Origin of the sequence: Pedobacter sp., from assembly GCF_965279535.1 — a bacterium.
In the GTDB taxonomy this organism is placed as follows: Bacteria; Bacteroidota; Bacteroidia; order Sphingobacteriales; family Sphingobacteriaceae; genus Pedobacter.
Map to the genome: position 1 here is coordinate 2,214,258 of NZ_OZ257244.1, position 17,001 is coordinate 2,231,258.

Annotated in this window: 14 protein-coding genes; 6 read left to right on the top strand and 8 right to left on the bottom strand. The window is 38.4% G+C overall.

Annotated elements, in window-relative coordinates; genetic code table 11:
* Positions 1-149: 149 nt before the first annotated feature.
* The 3 genes from ACQY77_RS08740 to uvrA form a co-directional block, all read right to left on the bottom strand.
* The gene (locus tag ACQY77_RS08740) at positions 150-1,172 is read right to left on the bottom strand and encodes an asparaginase (protein WP_421938359.1); all 1,023 of its coding nucleotides are present in this window, start codon (positions 1,170-1,172) and stop codon (positions 150-152) included.
* A 128-nt stretch (positions 1,173-1,300) separates the two neighbouring features.
* Positions 1,301-2,068 (bottom strand): TatD family hydrolase, encoded by a 768-nt coding sequence (locus ACQY77_RS08745; RefSeq protein ID WP_421938358.1) that lies wholly within the window; start codon positions 2,066-2,068, stop codon positions 1,301-1,303.
* 178 nt (positions 2,069-2,246) lie between these two features.
* Positions 2,247-5,090 (bottom strand): excinuclease ABC subunit UvrA, encoded by a 2,844-nt coding sequence (gene uvrA / locus ACQY77_RS08750; RefSeq protein WP_421938357.1) that lies wholly within the window; start codon positions 5,088-5,090, stop codon positions 2,247-2,249.
* 212 nt (positions 5,091-5,302) lie between these two features.
* On the opposite strand from uvrA, the gene ACQY77_RS08755 reads away from it, so the two are divergent.
* Both ACQY77_RS08755 and ACQY77_RS08760 read left to right on the top strand, forming a co-directional pair.
* On the top strand, positions 5,303-5,512 hold the full coding sequence (locus ACQY77_RS08755; protein WP_421938356.1) for a DNA-directed RNA polymerase subunit alpha C-terminal domain-containing protein: 210 nt from the start codon (positions 5,303-5,305) through the stop codon (positions 5,510-5,512).
* A gap of 111 nt (positions 5,513-5,623) precedes the next feature.
* Positions 5,624-6,064, top strand: coding sequence for a VOC family protein (locus ACQY77_RS08760; protein WP_421938355.1), 441 nt, complete (start codon positions 5,624-5,626; stop codon positions 6,062-6,064).
* A gap of 73 nt (positions 6,065-6,137) precedes the next feature.
* Here the strand turns inward: ACQY77_RS08760 and ACQY77_RS08765 are convergent, their stop codons facing one another.
* Positions 6,138-7,184 (bottom strand): 2Fe-2S iron-sulfur cluster-binding protein, encoded by a 1,047-nt coding sequence (locus ACQY77_RS08765; protein ID WP_421938354.1) that lies wholly within the window; start codon positions 7,182-7,184, stop codon positions 6,138-6,140.
* Between the two features lie 579 nt (positions 7,185-7,763).
* Positions 7,764-8,543 carry a lytic transglycosylase domain-containing protein gene (locus tag ACQY77_RS08770; protein WP_421938353.1) on the bottom strand — a complete coding sequence of 260 codons (780 nt, stop codon included), beginning with the start codon at positions 8,541-8,543 and terminating at the stop codon, positions 7,764-7,766.
* Between the two features lie 264 nt (positions 8,544-8,807).
* Between ACQY77_RS08770 and ACQY77_RS08775 the strand changes: the two genes are divergently transcribed.
* From ACQY77_RS08775 to ACQY77_RS08790, 4 genes are all read left to right on the top strand, one after another.
* On the top strand, positions 8,808-10,235 hold the full coding sequence (locus ACQY77_RS08775; protein WP_421938352.1) for a pseudouridine synthase: 1,428 nt from the start codon (positions 8,808-8,810) through the stop codon (positions 10,233-10,235).
* Positions 10,236-10,349: 114 nt separating this feature from the next.
* On the top strand, positions 10,350-11,465 hold the full coding sequence (locus tag ACQY77_RS08780) for a lactonase family protein (RefSeq protein WP_421938351.1): 1,116 nt from the start codon (positions 10,350-10,352) through the stop codon (positions 11,463-11,465).
* A 4-nt stretch (positions 11,466-11,469) separates the two neighbouring features.
* On the top strand, positions 11,470-11,964 hold the full coding sequence (locus ACQY77_RS08785) for an SRPBCC family protein (RefSeq protein ID WP_421938350.1): 495 nt from the start codon (positions 11,470-11,472) through the stop codon (positions 11,962-11,964).
* Between the two features lie 4 nt (positions 11,965-11,968).
* On the top strand, positions 11,969-12,685 hold the full coding sequence (locus ACQY77_RS08790; RefSeq protein ID WP_421938349.1) for a phytanoyl-CoA dioxygenase family protein: 717 nt from the start codon (positions 11,969-11,971) through the stop codon (positions 12,683-12,685).
* 369 nt (positions 12,686-13,054) lie between these two features.
* Here ACQY77_RS08790 and ACQY77_RS08795 read toward each other — a convergent pair whose 3' ends face one another.
* From ACQY77_RS08795 to bshA, 3 genes are all read right to left on the bottom strand, one after another.
* Entirely contained in the window at positions 13,055-13,501 is a 447-nt protein-coding gene (locus tag ACQY77_RS08795; RefSeq protein ID WP_421938348.1) for a KTSC domain-containing protein, read from the bottom strand.
* Positions 13,502-13,652: 151 nt separating this feature from the next.
* Positions 13,653-15,539, bottom strand: a complete 1,887-nt coding sequence (locus tag ACQY77_RS08800; RefSeq protein ID WP_421938347.1) for a glycoside hydrolase family 35 protein — start codon at positions 15,537-15,539, stop codon at positions 13,653-13,655.
* A gap of 258 nt (positions 15,540-15,797) precedes the next feature.
* Positions 15,798-16,940: an N-acetyl-alpha-D-glucosaminyl L-malate synthase BshA gene (bshA, locus tag ACQY77_RS08805; RefSeq protein WP_421938346.1), complete on the bottom strand. Its 1,143-nt coding sequence runs from the start codon at positions 16,938-16,940 to the stop codon at positions 15,798-15,800.
* Positions 16,941-17,001 lie beyond the last annotated feature (61 nt).

The following is a 17,001-nucleotide window of genomic DNA, read 5'->3' on the forward strand; positions in this document are numbered from 1 at the left end:
TCCGAATTATTTCCGAGCCAGATCGATACCGATATCAGTTCAGCATAACGAATAAGCTATTAGCAAAAATAGGGCTAAATAGCGATAACCCGAATGATACAGGTCATAATTGCAGAAGTTTTACTTAAAAAACACTTCGGAGGATTTTTCTAAACGTTATCTGGTGTCATCTCACCACGAATAGATTTTTCCATCAGCTTGCTACTTTCTTTCACTGGTAAGCCTAAGCCCATTACAAACATTAATTTGGTTACTGTAGCTTCAAAAGTCAAATCATGACCGCTTAAGACTCCCATTTTTTGAAGTTCGCGGCTCGTTTCGTACCTACCCAACTGCACTGATCCCTTTTTGCACTGTGAAATGTCTACGATGATTTTTCCATTGTCTATAGCCTGTTTTAAACAGCCTAAAAACCATTCTGCTGTAGTGGTATTCCCTGAGCCAAAAGTTTCCATAATGATGGCATCAACTTTTGAATCGGTAATGGCCTGAACGGCTTGCGGGGTAATGCCCGGATATAATTTTAAAACACCAATATTAGCGTTAAAATTGGTTCTCAGGTTCAGCTTTCCATCTGGCGCCTTTAAAATATAATTTTTATAAAATTGAAGATGAACCCCTGCCTCTGCCAGAACCGGATAGTTTGGTGAGCGGAAGGCCTCAAATTTTTCGATATTGTATTTAATAGAGCGGTTTCCCCTAAACAACTGCGCATCGAAATAAATGCAAACTTCTGGTACCAATGCCTTTCCATCTTCCTTCGTTGCTGCAATTTCCAAAGCGGTAATCAAATTTTCTTTTGCATCGGTACGTATCTGACCAATAGGTAATTGCGAACCTGTTAAAACAACGGGCTTGGCCAGATTTTCTAACATAAAGCTTAATGCAGAAGCTGTAAAAGCCATGGTATCCGAACCATGCAGGATAACAAAACCATCATACAAGTCGTATTTCCTGTAAATTAATTCGGCTAAGGTTTTCCAGATTATCGGATCCATATTAGAAGAATCGATAACAGGATGAAATGAATGAACATCCAAATGATAGTTTAAACGACCTAATTCAGGTACATTATCTTTTATCTGCTCGAAATCAAAAGGAACGAGGATCCCATTAGAATCATTTACCATACCGATTGTACCACCGGTATAAATAATAAGGATTTTATTCATTTGGCTAAGTTAGTTGCTCAGCGCAAAAGAACGCAAAAGATTTCTATTTGGCTAATTTAAGGACAAAGAAACGCCATAAGCTATTGAACTATTTTCACTCTGTTTAATATAAATCAGTGCTAAAACGATTAAACCCCGAAAATTTTTATTGAATTTGCCGTGGTTACTTCTGCAATCTCAGATATGGGCTTCTGGTAAATATCAGCTAGTTTTTGAGCGATATAAATCAGGTAACTGCTTTCATTGGGCTTTCCCCTGAAAGGTACTGGTGCCAGGTAAGGAGAATCTGTTTCCAAAACCAGGTTAGCCAAAGGAATCTCAGAAAGTACGGCATCCAATCCGGCCTTTTTATAGGTTACCACACCTCCTATACCCAGGTAGAAGTTTAAATCAATGGCTTGCTTTGCCTGCGCCACATTTCCGGTAAAACAATGAAAAATTCCTCTTAATTTTTCATCTCTTTCACTTTCCAACACTTCAAACACTTCATCAAAAGCTTCTCGGCAGTGAATTACAATGGGCAATTCCAGTGTTTTGGCCCATGCAATTTGTTTATGAAAGGCATCTTGCTGAATGGCCAAAGTAGTTTTATCCCAATACAAATCAATTCCTATTTCACCTATCGCATATATATTACGCGGAGCAATGCTTTGATAAATCTCGTCCAGAACGTTTAGGTAATCATCCTTCACATCACATGGGTGCAATCCAGCCATGGCAAAGCAGTTATCAGGATATTTGCGCAGCAGCTCATCGATCATCGAAATAGAAGCAACATCCACATTAGGTAGAAACAATCTGTTTACATTATTCTCAAAACAACGCTCCATTAATTGTGCTTGTTTCTCTAAATCTTGTTCGTAGTATAAATGGGTATGGGTGTCGGTAAAAATCATGATAAGATGATAAAATACTTGTTGTAAAATTTCCCTGGCTGCGTAGACACCAACCAGTAGATAAATGCTATAAACTTAAATTATAAAACGCCGTCATTCTGAGCTTGTGGAAGAATTTTTGACAAGGATAAAACTAAAATGTATTATCTTCAACAGGCTCAGCATGACAATACATCCATTAGCTTTCCATCTCTTTTTTCAGGAATTTACCTGTTAAACTAATTGGGTTTTGAATCAAGCCTTCGGGGGTTCCTTCGAAAAGGATTCGTCCGCCTCCTGCTCCACCTTCTTCGCCTAAATCTATAACCCAGTCGGCTACTTTTACCACATCTAAATTGTGTTCAATAACTAAAATTGTATTTCCGCGATCAACCAATTGATTTAGTACGCCCAATAAAACATTAATATCTTCAAAGTGTAAACCCGTAGTTGGCTCATCTAAAATGTAAAATGTTTTCCCGGTATCTTTCTTAGAAAGCTCTGTGGCCAGCTTAACCCTTTGTGCTTCTCCTCCTGATAAAGTAACAGATGACTGGCCTAAAGTAATATAACCTAAACCTACATCTTTTAGCGTTTTGATTTTGCGGTAAATAATTGGAATGTGCTCAAAGAAAGTACAGGCATCTTCAATACTCATATCTAAAACATCGCTAATCGACTTCCCTCTGTAACGCACCTCCAATGTCTCCCTGTTATATCTTCTGCCGCCACATTCCTCGCAGGGCACCTGAACATCAGGAAGGAAGTTCATTTCAATCACCTTCATTCCAGCTCCCTGACAGGTTTCGCATCTTCCGCCTTTTACGTTAAATGAAAAACGACCAGGCTTATACCCCCTTATTTTTGCCTCTGGAAGCTGAACAAACAGATTTCTGATATCAGAAAAAACACCAGTGTAAGTAGAAGGATTAGATCTTGGCGTTCTGCCAATAGGCGTCTGATCGATTTCAATTACTTTATCAATTTCCTTTAAACCAGTAATTTTTTCGTAAGGAAGCGGTGTTTTTTTAGCCCTAAAAAAGTGATGGTTTAAAATAGGATATAACGTTTCTGCTATTAAACTTGATTTTCCACTTCCAGAAACACCTGTAACGGCTATAAATTTACCCAAAGGAAAATCTACAGACACATCTTTTAGATTATGGCCACTGGCTTTAATAATGGATAATTTATGTCCATTACCTTTACGTCGCTCTTTAGGCACTTCAATACTTTTCTTGCCATTGAGGTAAGCCGCTGTCAGGGTTTTCGATTTTAAAATATCTTTGGCTGTTCCCTCCGCTACGATCTGCCCGCCATGAATTCCTGCCCCCGGACCTACATCAATTACCCAATCGGCCTCCAGGATCATGTCTTTATCATGTTCTACTACTAAAACCGTATTGCCTAAATCGCGCAAATTTTTCAACGCATTAATCAAACGTTCATTATCCCGTTGATGAAGGCCAATACTTGGTTCATCCAAAATGTACATTACATTCATCAGCTGAGAACCAATCTGTGTAGCTAAACGAATACGCTGAGCTTCTCCACCAGATAAGGTTCTTGCGGTACGGTCTAATGTTAAATAGGTAAGCCCAACATCGGTTAAGAATCCGATCCTGGCTTTTATTTCTTTTAAAATTTCTTTGGCAATAATATTCTGACGCTCAGAAAGGCGGCTATCTACATTGTCAAACCAGGTTCTTAACTGGTTAATATCCATAGAAGCGAGATCAAAAATATTCATCCCATCTACCTTGAAGTGCAAACCTTCCTTCTTTAAACGGGCTCCGTTACATTCCGGGCAGGTTTTCAGCTTACGGAAGGTCTCCATATCATCAACAGCAGCCTCTCCACGTTTCTCATTCTGTTCTTCCAACATTTTGATGATACCATCAAAAGTAATGTTGTAATTCTGAACATTCCATTTGTTATATTCTACAGCAACGCTGATGAGATCATGAGAACCATTTAAGATAATATTGATTACTTCATCACTCAGTTTTTCAATTGGTGTAGAGAGTGAAAAGTTGTATTTTTTGGCTAATGCTTTCAATACCTGGAACATCCAGATGTCACGGTATTCGCCCAAAGGTGCCAAACCTCCATTTAAGATACTCAGTTTTGGGTTTGGAATAACCGATTCTTTATCCACCACAAAAATATAACCCAATCCATCGCAACGCTCACAAGCTCCGTATGGGGAGTTGAAAGAAAAGCTGTTCGGTTGAGGTTCATCATAGGAAATACCTGTGGTAGGGCACATTAAAAATTTACTAAAATGAGCAACATGATTATCCTTATCACTGATCTTAATTACACCTTTCCCCATCTTCATGGCAATTTGCAGAGAATCTAACAGGCGCTTTTTATCTTTTTCATCAATGATTAATCGATCTATCACCACTTCAATATCGTGGATTTTATAGCGGTCTACCTGCATTTTAGCAGTAATATCCTTAATTTCTCCATCCACACGCACCTTTACATAGCCCTGTTTGCGGATTTGTTCAAAAAGTTCGCGGTAATGCCCCTTTCTTCCTTTAACTACCGGCGCTAAAATATTGACAGCAACACCTGAAAATTTCTTAAAAATATTCTGAAGGATCTGGTCCTCGCTCATGCGCTCCATTTTCTCTCCGGTATTGTAAGAGTAGGCATCTGCTACACGGGCATATAGCAAACGCATAAAGTCGTAGATTTCAGTAATGGTACCAACCGTTGAACGCGGATTTTTACTGGTTGTTTTCTGCTCAATGGCAATAACCGGGCTCAGGCCAGATACCTTGTCAACGTCAGGTCGCTCCATCCCCCCCATAAACTGACGGCTATAAGCACTAAATGTCTCCATATAACGGCGCTGCCCTTCCGCATAGATGGTATCAAAAGCCAACGAAGATTTCCCACTTCCGCTTAATCCGGTAATTACGACCATTTTATTACGGGGAAAACTTACATCAATATTTTTTAAATTATGTACTCTGGCTCCATAAACTTCTACTTCTTTTTGCTCACCCAGATCGATTGATTTACTGCTCATATTGTCTTAAAAAGTTGCTCGGAATCAGACGGAAGAAAGACTAAATTCCAATCCGCAAAATTGCTAAAAATTTTATCAAAAAGAAAGCTTAAATCAATCTGTATTCAGGACTGATTGTCATATTTACACTTAACTAAATTTAGGATCAATTTAAAAGATTAACACGTCAGTGATTCAAGTGTTTTCTTAATTTTATAAAAAGATTAAATCGCATGAAACAAGATATTCCGATAAACACAATAAAACTTGCTGCACCCGCCCGAAGAGCGCTTCATAACGCCAATATCCTATTTCTGACCGACTTAATTAATTATACCGAACACGAAATTACTTTGCTGCATGGAATAGGGCAAAATGCTTTAAACCTAATTAAACAAGCAATGGACCAAAACGCAATCAACTTTAAAAAACAAGACGTATAAAACGGATGATTTAAGATAAATTATGCTACTTTTATACTCCCCAAAAGAATAACCAAATTGGCTATATCCAAATAGCGACATTTAAAAGACACAAACAAAACAAATCATATTATGGCATCAGTTAATCCTTATCTTACCTTTAAGGGAAATTGCGAAGAAGCATTTACCTTCTACAAATCTGTTTTTGGAGGAGAATTCCCTTACATCGGCAAATTCAAAGATATGCCACCTGCAGAAGGTAGCGAACCTTTATCTGAAGAAGATGGCGAGAAAATCATGCACGTTTCCTTACCCATCAGTAAAGAAACCATTTTAATGGGCAGCGATACCGTTGGCAGTTATTGTGCAGCAGTTACATTTGGCAACAACTTTTCTATTTCAATCAATGCAGACAGCACAGAAGAAGCAGATAAATTATTCAATGGTTTATCTGCCGGAGGACAAGTTACCATGCCCATGAACAAGACTTTCTGGGGTGCTTATTTCGGCATGTTTGTCGATAAATTTGGCATTAGCTGGATGGTGAATTACGATGAGCCTCCAAAAGGCTAATCACCCAATCAATAAAGAATATTAATTTCAATGGAGGCTGCGTATGAGTAATGGGCAGCCTTTTATTATTAAACTACCATTTAATGGTCGTACCATTTTCTGTAGGATGCCCTGTACAAACCAGCACCCGTCCTTTTAGAAGTTCTTCATCAGTAAGTACTTCATTGTAATCCATTCGCACCCCTCCTTTGGTACAAGTAGCAGCGCATGTACTACACATCCCAGCGTGACAACTGTAAGGCAATTTGATTTTATGCGCTAAAGCCACATCCAATATCCTTTTTGGCCAGGGAATATCTAAATGATAAACTTCGCCCCTGAAATCTAAAACTACCGAATAAGTATTTTTGTCTACTACTTTTTCAGCTGAGTTATCATCTTCATCCAATTCATCTTCTGGTAAAACGAAGGTTTCTCGTTTGATTTGCTTAATATCGAAGCCCATGCCCAGTAAAGTAATCCGGCAAAGGTCCATATAGATAACAGGTCCGCAGGTATAAAATAAAGCGTTCTCCTTATTAAACTGCAAATGTTCTTTCAACAGTCTTTCAATGTAAAACTTATTCAGGCGGGCGGTCATCAGGTTTTTGCTGTTGCTGAAAACCCATACAATCTTAAATCTATCAGGATATTTTTGCTGCCAGCTGCTCAATTCATCATAGAACAGAGTATCTTCTTTTGACCGGTTGCTGTACACCAAAATAATCCTTGACTGCTCCTCTCTAACCAATGCGGTCTTAAGAATGGAAAACAACGGTGTTATACCTACCCCCGCAGCAAAGAGAAATACATCCCGCTGGATGTTTTTATCTGGCAAATAACTAAACAAACCTTGTGGTTCCTGTGCAATCAGAACATCATTTACTGTTGTTTTATGATGCAATAACCTCGAAATCTCGCCATTCTCTACCCGCTTAACCGTAATAGACAAGGGCTCATCCACATCGGGCGAACTATTGAAAGAATATGATCTTCTAACTTCTTTGTGTTTTCCCTGAAAAATCAGTGATAGAAACTGTCCTGCCAGATAATTGGGGTAAGCTTCATCTACAGGTTCAAATTGAATGGTAATATTTTCTCCTGGCTGGTTGATGATCTTATTAATCCGAAGTTTGAACATATTGCAAAGAAAAGGATTTGGTTCGAAAGCGAAAAGAGGAAAACTAGTCTTAAGTCGGAAGTCTGTAGTCCTCAGTATTTTTATATAGTAGTTAGTATTTAGTCGTTAGTACTTAGACATGCAGTCGCTTTACACAAACAATTAAACAATTCAGCAATTAAACATCCTTTTCTTGATACTTGATACTAGCATCTTGATACTTCTATAGTAGTTAGTATTTAGTCGTTAGTAATTAGACATTGTGCCGAACCCGCGCCTGGCTCTTAAACAACAATTCGTTATTCCTTGCTCCTCCAACCTCCAAATTCACATTAGCACATAGCCAGATAGTCGTTCATAGAACAATTAAACAATTAAACAATTCAGCAGTTAAACATCCCTTATCTTGATACTTGATACTAGCATCTTGATACTTCTATAGTATTTAGTCGTTAGTAATTAGAAATGCAGTCGCTCTACAAGAACAATTAAACAATTCAGCAATTAAACACACTCCTATCCCAATGCTGCAAAAACAAAAAGCGTCCCGATTAAAACCGAGACGCCCTTACCAAATGCTTTGTCTTTTATATTAATTCATTATTCAGCGTTATAAGCTAATAATGCTTTCGGTTTTTCGTATCCGTAACGTACCGGGTGTTCCATAATCTGTTTCATAGAGATCAGTTTATAAACATAGCCACCGGTTTCTCGGTTAAGCTTCAGCTTATAATAATTATCCTGATTTTGATTATTGATTTGTTTGCGTAAGCGCACATCCCCGACATTGTAGGCCGCAGCTACCAGTGTCCAGCTCTCTAAACCTCCATACATTTCTTTAATGTATTTGCAGGCTGCGATAGTTGATTTACGCAAGTTATAGCGTTCATCTATCTTACCGTTCACTTTTAAGCCATACATGCGTGCCGTAGCTGGCATAAACTGCCAAATTCCGGCTGCACCCTTTGGAGAAACACCAGCCTGTAAGCCAGATTCTACCAATGCTACATATTTAAAATCGTTAGGGATTCCATAAGCGGCGAGGATAGGTTCGATAATAGGGAACCATTCAGCCGCTTTTCTATGTAAACGATGTGTTTGCAGGTGAGCATAAGCGTGTGCTGCAAGGGTTTTCTTCATTTTGCGCTCGATCCGCTTATCCCCTAGAGGTAGCGTTTCATCTGCAAAATTTAACTGAGCCATTAAAGAAACCGGTTCTTTTTCTGGTGTTTCAGTTTTTTGTATTGTTGTTGTTGTCGTGTCAGACTGTTCTTTTTTTAAAAGACTTTCTTTTGCTTGGGGCATTTGGTAAGCGAACACTTTTGCCAATATAAATAATGCTGCCATTACTATAAATGGGATCATGTGTTTCTTTAACATCTTCCTCCTTTTTTTGGTGAAACTTATAAAAAACGTTGGCAAAGGTAAAAAATATTAATCAGATTATCAAGCAGTTACAAAAATAAGCCTAAAAAACAGCCTTTAAAGTGCTTTAAACGTGGATTTTAAATTTGCTTTTTCGAGGCAATTTTCCTATTTTAGAGGCTATTTTTTGATCAAATTTTTCCGCTCTTCAAAATTGTTTTATTGGTCTATTTTACATAAATTTGCAGCCCGCATTTTTGATGTGGATAAAAGCGTATCATGATAAATAAAAACAACAGGAACAGTCGGGATGACAAGTCCAAATCCGGTGGTCGAAAATCAGAAGGCAGAAGTAATGATGCCAGACCTGACAGAAAAAGAACAGGCGATAGAGACCAAAAATTCAGCAAATCATCCGATTCAAAAGAAGGCTTCAGACCCAGAAGCACAGAAGGAAAAGATTTTAAATCCAAATCCTTCGGAGACAAAAGAGAATTTAAACCCAGAGATCGTGATTTTAAATCTAACGATGGAGAATCAAAAGGATTCAAATTTGGCGATAGAGAATTCAAATCTAAAGATTCAAATTCCAGATCTGAAGACCGCAGTTTCAAATCAAGAGATTTTAAACCAAGAACAGGCGACAGAGACTTTAAACCAAGAGAAGACAGACCCAGAACAGGTGATAGAGATTTTAAGTCGAGAGATGACAAACCAAGGGATTACAAACCAAGAGGAGAACGTGATTTCAAATCTAAGGATGGAGGTTCGAGAGATTTTAAACCGAAGTCTGGGGAACGTGGATTTAAACCTCGTGATGGAAGATCTGACGGCTTCAAACCGAGTGCAGGAAGTTCAAGAGATGTAAAACCAAGACCTGGTACCGATAGCAGACCATTCAGAAAAAGAGAAGAAGCAACAAGAGATACCGAGTTTAACCGCGAAGCTAGAACTGTAATTAAACAAGGTCGTAAAACGAATGAAGACAAAGGCTTAATTCGCCTTAACCGATATATTTCAAACGCAGGAATCTGTTCACGTCGTAAAGCAGACGAACTTATTGCCGCAGGTATCATTACCGTAAATGGCGAAGCCATTACCGAACTGGGCCACAAAGTTGATCCTTCAAAAGACCTGGTACGTTATGATGGTGAATTATTGAAACGCGAAAAGAAAGTTTACGTTTTATTGAACAAACCAAAAGACTACATTACAACAACTGACGATCCGCAGGAACGTAAAACAGTTATGCAACTGGTTGATAAAGCAAGCAGAGAACGCATTTACCCTGTTGGACGTTTAGACAGAAACACTACCGGCTTGTTATTGATGACTAACGACGGTGATTTAGCCGACAAGCTTTCTCATCCTAGAAACGGCATTACCAAAATCTACAATGTAGAGTTAGATAAAAACCTGTCACAAGGCGATTTGAATAAAATTGCATTCGGATTAGAGCTGGAAGATGGTTTAATTAAACCTGATAACATTTCTTATGTTGCCGGAGCTTCAAAAAAAGAAATCGGCATCCAAATCCACAGTGGCAAAAACCGTATCGTGCGTCGTATTTTCGAGCACCTGGGTTACAGCGTTGAGAAATTAGATCGCGTGGTTTATGGTAACTTAACTAAAAAAGACCTTCCACGTGGAAGATGGCGTTACCTGGAAGAACACGAATTGATTCAAATCAAGCACCTGATAAAATAATAATTTAAGGCAATCGAGAGATTGCCTTTTTTGTTGCCCTAATTTTCCATGCAACATTCTGCTGATGGTGTTTCATGAAGTTTTTCCCATATTTGTTTATATTAAAAAAACCTCATGAAAAAAATCACATCCCTTATATTTGCCCTGGCCCTGTCAGGCGCTGCATTAGCACAAAAAACCAATTACAATCTGCTTATTGGTACTTACACCAATACAGGTAAAAGCGAGGGCATTTATACCTATCAGTTCAATACACTTACCGCTAAAACTACCTTAAGGCACATCACAAAACAAGTAGACAATCCGAGCTATCTTGCTATTTCTCCGGATCAAAAATTTGTTTACGCTGTAAACGAAACCGGCAATACCAGCACTGTTAGTGCATTTAAATATAATGCTCTGACAGGCGACCTCTCCTTTTTAAATAAGGTGGATAGCCAGGGGGCTGATCCTTGCTACATTATTGCAGACAATCGAAATGTCATTGTAGCCAATTATTCAGGTGGCAGTTTAGCTGTCTTTCAGCGCAAGGCGGATGGATCAATAGCGGAAGCAAAACAGATTATTAAACATACCGGAAAAAGCATTGACCCGCAGGGCAGGCAAAAAAGCGCACACGTACATATGGTACACTTTAGCCCAGATCATAAACACCTCATCTGCAACGACCTTGGGGAAGACCTCACTTACATATACAATTATAATGCCTTAGCCAAATCGACAGTTTTATCCATTAAAACTGTTTCCAAAACCAACCCTGGTTCAGGACCAAGACACCTTGCTTTTTCTCCTAACGGAAGATTTGCCTATCTGGCTCACGAGTTCAATGGAAAAATTACCGGATTTGTGTACAGCAACGGAAACCTTAAGAAAATTCAGGAAATTGGTACCACACCAAAAGATTTTGCAGGAAAAATAGATGGGGCAGATATCCATGTTTCAGCAGATGGCAAGTTCCTTTATGAAACCAATCGTGGTGATGCAAATACAATCTCTGTTTTTTCTATCCTGCCAACAGGTATTTTACGTTTCGTACAAACGGTAAGCACCCTGGGTAAAGGCCCTAGAAACTTCAGTATTGATCCCAGCGGAAAGTTTTTACTGGTTGCGCATCAATATACCAACGACGTTGTGATATTCAAAAGAAATAAAATTACAGGTAAACTTACGGATAGCGGCCAACGCATTGCGGTTGGTGCACCGGTATGCCTCGTTTTCGACAAAAAATAAACCCATGAAAAATTTTGACTGGACCCGATTTACCATCAGGATTGCTATAAAAGCAAGCATTGAGGAAATTTATAATGCCTGGACAATTCCGGCAGAAATTGAAAAATGGTTTTTAAGCGATGCAAGCTACCAGGATGAAAATGGGATTGGCATCCCCAAAGATCAGAACATACTCAAAGGAGACCAGTACAAATGGACTTGGCACCTTTATGATGAAGTAGAAGAAGGTTTAATTACGGTAGCAGATGGCTACGAATCTCTTCATTTTACTTTTGCCGGAAATTGCCTTGTTGAAATTCAGTTGAGAACAGAATACGAGTATACGATTGTAGAGCTTACCCAAAAAGATATCCCAACTGATGATGAATCCAAGAGAAATATCCGCCTGGGCTGCCATGGTGGATGGAGCTTTTACCTGGTTAATTTAAAATCAGTGTATGAAGGTGGCTTGGATCTCAGAAATAAAGATAGCCGTTTTAAACCGATGCTCAACAATTAGCTAAATGAAGGAAACCATTGAAGCAGTTGACACCTATGGATTTTCCATAGTAGATGGAATTTTCAGTTCGTTTGAAGTCAATAAGATTATAGACATTATAAACCAGGCAAACCCCAATAAGCAAACTTTCAGAAAATCTGCCGACCTGTTTGCTATTCGCCGGTTTTTAAAGGAATTACCATCAGCTACCGAATACATCTTCAATCCAAAATTAAGATCATTAATCAGTACTGTATTTGGCGAAGACTATTTCCTGGTTAAGTCCATTTATTTTGATAAACCGGAAAGCTCCAATTGGTTTGTTTCCTATCATCAGGATTTGACCATATCGGTTGATCAGATCGTTGATCTGCCCGGATTTGGACCTTACACCACGAAACCCAATCAATTTGCCGTACAACCTCCCTTACCTATCTTAAAAGACAATTTCACCTTGCGCATCCATCTTGATGATACTGATGAAGGTAATGGGGCTTTGAAGGTCATTCCGGGATCGCACCATAAAGGCATCTACAAAGCAACTGATATTAACTGGAATACAGAACAAGAACTGAGTTGCAATGTAGCATCAGGAGGAGTTATGATTATGAAGCCCTTATTGCTACACAGTTCGGGCAGAACTACGAATAACAAGAAGCGAAGGGTTATCCATCTGGAATTTAGCAAACAGGTATTGCCCGAAGGATTAAACTGGGCCGAGCTTTATGAACTTAACCAGTAATTAATGATAGAATGAGTGAATGATGGAATGAGTGAATGATAAAAACGCTATTCACATTCAATCATTCTAAACTCGATCCTTCAATTATTAATGAGTGAATGAAACAATGATAGAATGAGTGAATGATAAAAATACTATTCACGTTCAATCATTCAAAACTCAATCCTTCAATAATTAATGAGCGAATGAAACAATGATAGAATGAGTGAATGATGGAATGAGTGAATGATAAAAATACTATTCACGTTCAATCATTCAAAACTCAATCCTTCAATAATTAATGAGCGAATGAAACAATTATAGAATGAGTGAATGATAAAAACGCTATTCACATTCAATCATTCAAAACTCAATCCTTCAATAATTTATTTATGCTGGTTCTGCAACCTTAGCTACATTCCGGTATGGGAACTCGCTGAAAATATGTCTGCGGGCAAATCTTCCAGGAGAGTCTGCATTCACCAGTTTAATGTATGTTGCCCTGGGTACGTCAAAATATTCGTAAGCACTACCATCAAAAAACTGGACATTAAGTACTTGTTGTTTGTACTCAAAATCCATAATGTTTGATGTTGTAATGGTTTGCGTGTAAGTGTCTAAATTTTGTTCTCTTGTTTCAGGGGCAATGCTAACCAAAAAATGATAAGCTTCAATAATATCCTTACTTCTGGCTTCGGCTGCTAATTTCTCTTCATCTTGCTGAAATTTATCAGGATGGCAATCTTTCATCAATGTTCTGTACACTGTTTTAAGTTCCTTTAATTCAGCCGTTTTATCTACGTTTAGAAGCTTTCTGTAATCCACTATTTTTTTCATGGCCGCAAAGGTACGATTTATAATGATTTGATTTTGAGAAAGTTTTGTTTTATTAAATATTCTTTGAAGTGCTTCTCAAAAATGAAAAATCCCTGGTTAATATTGAATGCATCAACACTAACCAGGGACATTCATGGCATAACCATCAGCCTTATTTAGGTAGACCTTTTTCTGGTTTCAGTTCTTCTAAAATCGGTGTAGCAATGGATTTAAGTGATTTTTGAATGGCATCATTCTTCTGCTCGAAGATTACAATATCATTCTTACCTGCTTTTAACCAGCAACCTGGTAAATAAAGTGTTTGCTGTGGACCAACACTCCAATAACGACCAATATTAATTCCATTTACAAAAACAATCCCTTTACCAAAATCGCGCATATCCAGGAAAGTATCGCCAGTCTTTGTTAAATTAAAGCTTCCCTGATAAACCGCAGGTTTACCTGCAACTGCAGAGTTCTGAGCCGCAGCCAAATCAGGTGCAACATCCATTGGTAATTTATACATATCCCAATTACCTGTAATGGTTTGTCCGTTGATAATTACCGGAGAGATGATTCCCTTTGTACTATTGATAATTTTAGATCCATAGTTAATGCGCCCCATGTTTTCTACAACAATATCTAAAGTAGCATTAAAAGGAATATCAATATCGCAATCGTATTTTTTGTAATAACTATTGAGTTCGGCTACTTTTGTTCCGTTAACATAAACAATGGCATAATCTCTCAATCCGGCCAGTTCCAGTTTACCACTAATGGGTTGATTAAACTTCTTACTGTACCAAACGTAACCATGGCCCTGATTCAATTCTTCAAATGTTAAAGGCTTATCATCATTTACAGGTGTAATTTTATTCTTAATATCTTCCAGATCAACCGCTTTAGTTAAAGCAATATTTGAAATTTCGATTACCGGAGTTTTAGCTGGAACAGCAGGTGTTTCTGCAGTTTTAAGCATGGTTCTCAAGGTATCATATTTTTTAGTTGCCCAACCTGCTTCACTGATTGGCGCATCGTAGTCATAACTGGTTAAATCAGGCTGGATATCATGTTTGTTATCATAGTTGGCACCTGAAGTAAAGCCAAAATTGGTTCCACCATGTACCATGTAATAATTAAATGAAACGCCACCATCCAGGTATTTCTGTGTTTGCTTGGCTGTACTTTTGTAAGAAACTTTTGGAAAAGGTTCGGCCCAGTGATCTAACCAGCCTGGATAGAATTCAGCAACCATGTATGGGCCTTTTCCACCGTTAAACTTGTTAACGATTTCTTTTAGCTTGGCAACATCATCTTCTCCGTTGGCAGTTGGTAATGCCCCTGGCAATGCACCACCTTCAAACAGCCAGCTTCCATCAGAAGTAAAAAATGGCACATTAAAGCCCACATCTTTTAATTGCTGAAATACTGCTGCACTGTATTTTTTATGGTCTTCTAAGGAAATATCTTTACGTTGTGCTACATAAGAACCAAATTCGTTCTCACCCTGAACCATGATAATTGGCCCTCCATTGCTCACCAAAAGATTTTTCACCTGACCATATAGCGCGGTAAAATAAGCTTTGGTAGCAGCAAGATACTGTGGATTGTTTCCGCGAATAACCATTCCCGGTACTTTTTGCAAGAACCATGGGTAACCGCCGAATTCCCATTCAGCACAAACGTATGGCCCCGGGCGAAGAATAACGAATAAACCTTCTTCCTGTGCCGTTTTAATATATTCTGCTATGTCTTTGTTTCCCGTTTTAAAATCCCATATTCCCGGAGCTGTTTCATGGTAGTTCCAGAATACATAAGTAGCTACTGCATTTAAGCCCATGGCTTTCATCATCTTTAAGCGGTGGCGCCAATAAGGCTTGGGGATTCTTGCATAATGCATCTCTCCGCTGTGAATCTGGATTGGTTTTCCATCCAAAAGGAAATTACCATCGGCAATGGCAAAAGAATGTTTAGCAGACTGGCTCTTGTTTTTTGTTTGCGCATTGGCATTCATGGCTAAGCCAGCCAGTAAAATCAAGCTAAATAGTTTGGTTTTCATCTGTGTTTAATTGTTCAAAAAAAATGTAGTTCAAGCTTTAAAAAAGGGCGTCGGTTTGGCAGTATTTTTTTTGAAAAAATTTTATTCTCAAACCATTTTCCTTTCGAAAAATCCAAAAAGCAGGTTTTCTTCTCCGGAAATGGGCTAAAGAAGTCAAACGTTTGATTGGCCTTGACTTCTCAGAAACAAAGATTTTTATTATACAAAAATATGCTCAAACCCTTAAATATAAACGATTAAGCCACAAAAATCCAAAATTTAATATTTTGTCTGCAACGAATTTTCGATTATTTCTTTATAAAAATCTATGTAGTGAGGGAGGATTTTTTTAAGATCAAAATCCTGAGCTCTTTTAAAAGCATTTTCTTTAAATTGTTTAAGGGTTTCTTCCTCCTTCAAGATTTCAATGGCGTGCTTAGCCATACTATCTACATCTCCTACATTACTCATATAACCACAGAAGCCATCTATGTTTAGTTCGGGCAAGCCTCCTGCGTTTGTGGTAATGATTGGAACTTTACAAGCCATGGCTTCCAAAGCGGCTAAACCGAAGCTTTCAGATTCAGAAGGCATTAAAAAGAGGTCGGAAACAGACAGAATTTCTTCAACTGCGTCTTGCTTACCTAAGAAACGTACATTTTCGCAAATATTTAAACTTCTGCAGAGTTGTTCGTTATAAACACGTTCAGGCCCATCTCCTACCATCAAAAGCTTAGAAGGAATAACCGATTGTACCTTTTCAAAAACACGGATCACATCTGAAGTACGTTTTACCTTTCTAAAGTTACTGGTGTGGATTAAGATGCGCTCATTATTAGGCGCTATTGCTTTTTTAAAATGATCTTTCGCCTGAAGGCTAAAACGGCTAAAATCTATAAAATTCGGAATTACTTTAATGTCTTTGGTAATTTCGAAGTGTCTGTAGGTATCCTCTTTAAGATCCTGCGAAACGGTGGTTACACCATCGCTTTGATTAATAGAGAAAGTAACTACTGGTTTATAGGTTGGATCTTTTCCTACCAAAGTTATATCTGTTCCGTGTAAGGTAGTTACTACAGGAATATGTATGCCATAACTTGCTAAAATTTGCTTCGCCATAAATGCTGCTGAAGCATGGGGAATGGCATAGTGAACGTGCAACACATCCAACTGCTCGAATCGAACAACATCTACCAGCTTGCTCGCCAGGGCAGATTCATACGGCGCATAATCAAACAGCGGGTAATCTCTTACCGACACCTCATGATAAAACAAATTGGCCGAAAAAAAGTCGAGCCTGGCAGGCTGACTATAAGTAATAAAGTGAACCTGATGGCCTTCGTTAGCTAATGCCTTACCAAGTTCAGTTGCAACTACTCCACTACCGCCAAAAGTGGGGTAGCAAACAATTCCTATCTTCATTATGTACGTGTTGTTGTTACCGCAAATGTAACCCAATTAATCCTAAATTGTGTGTAAGACA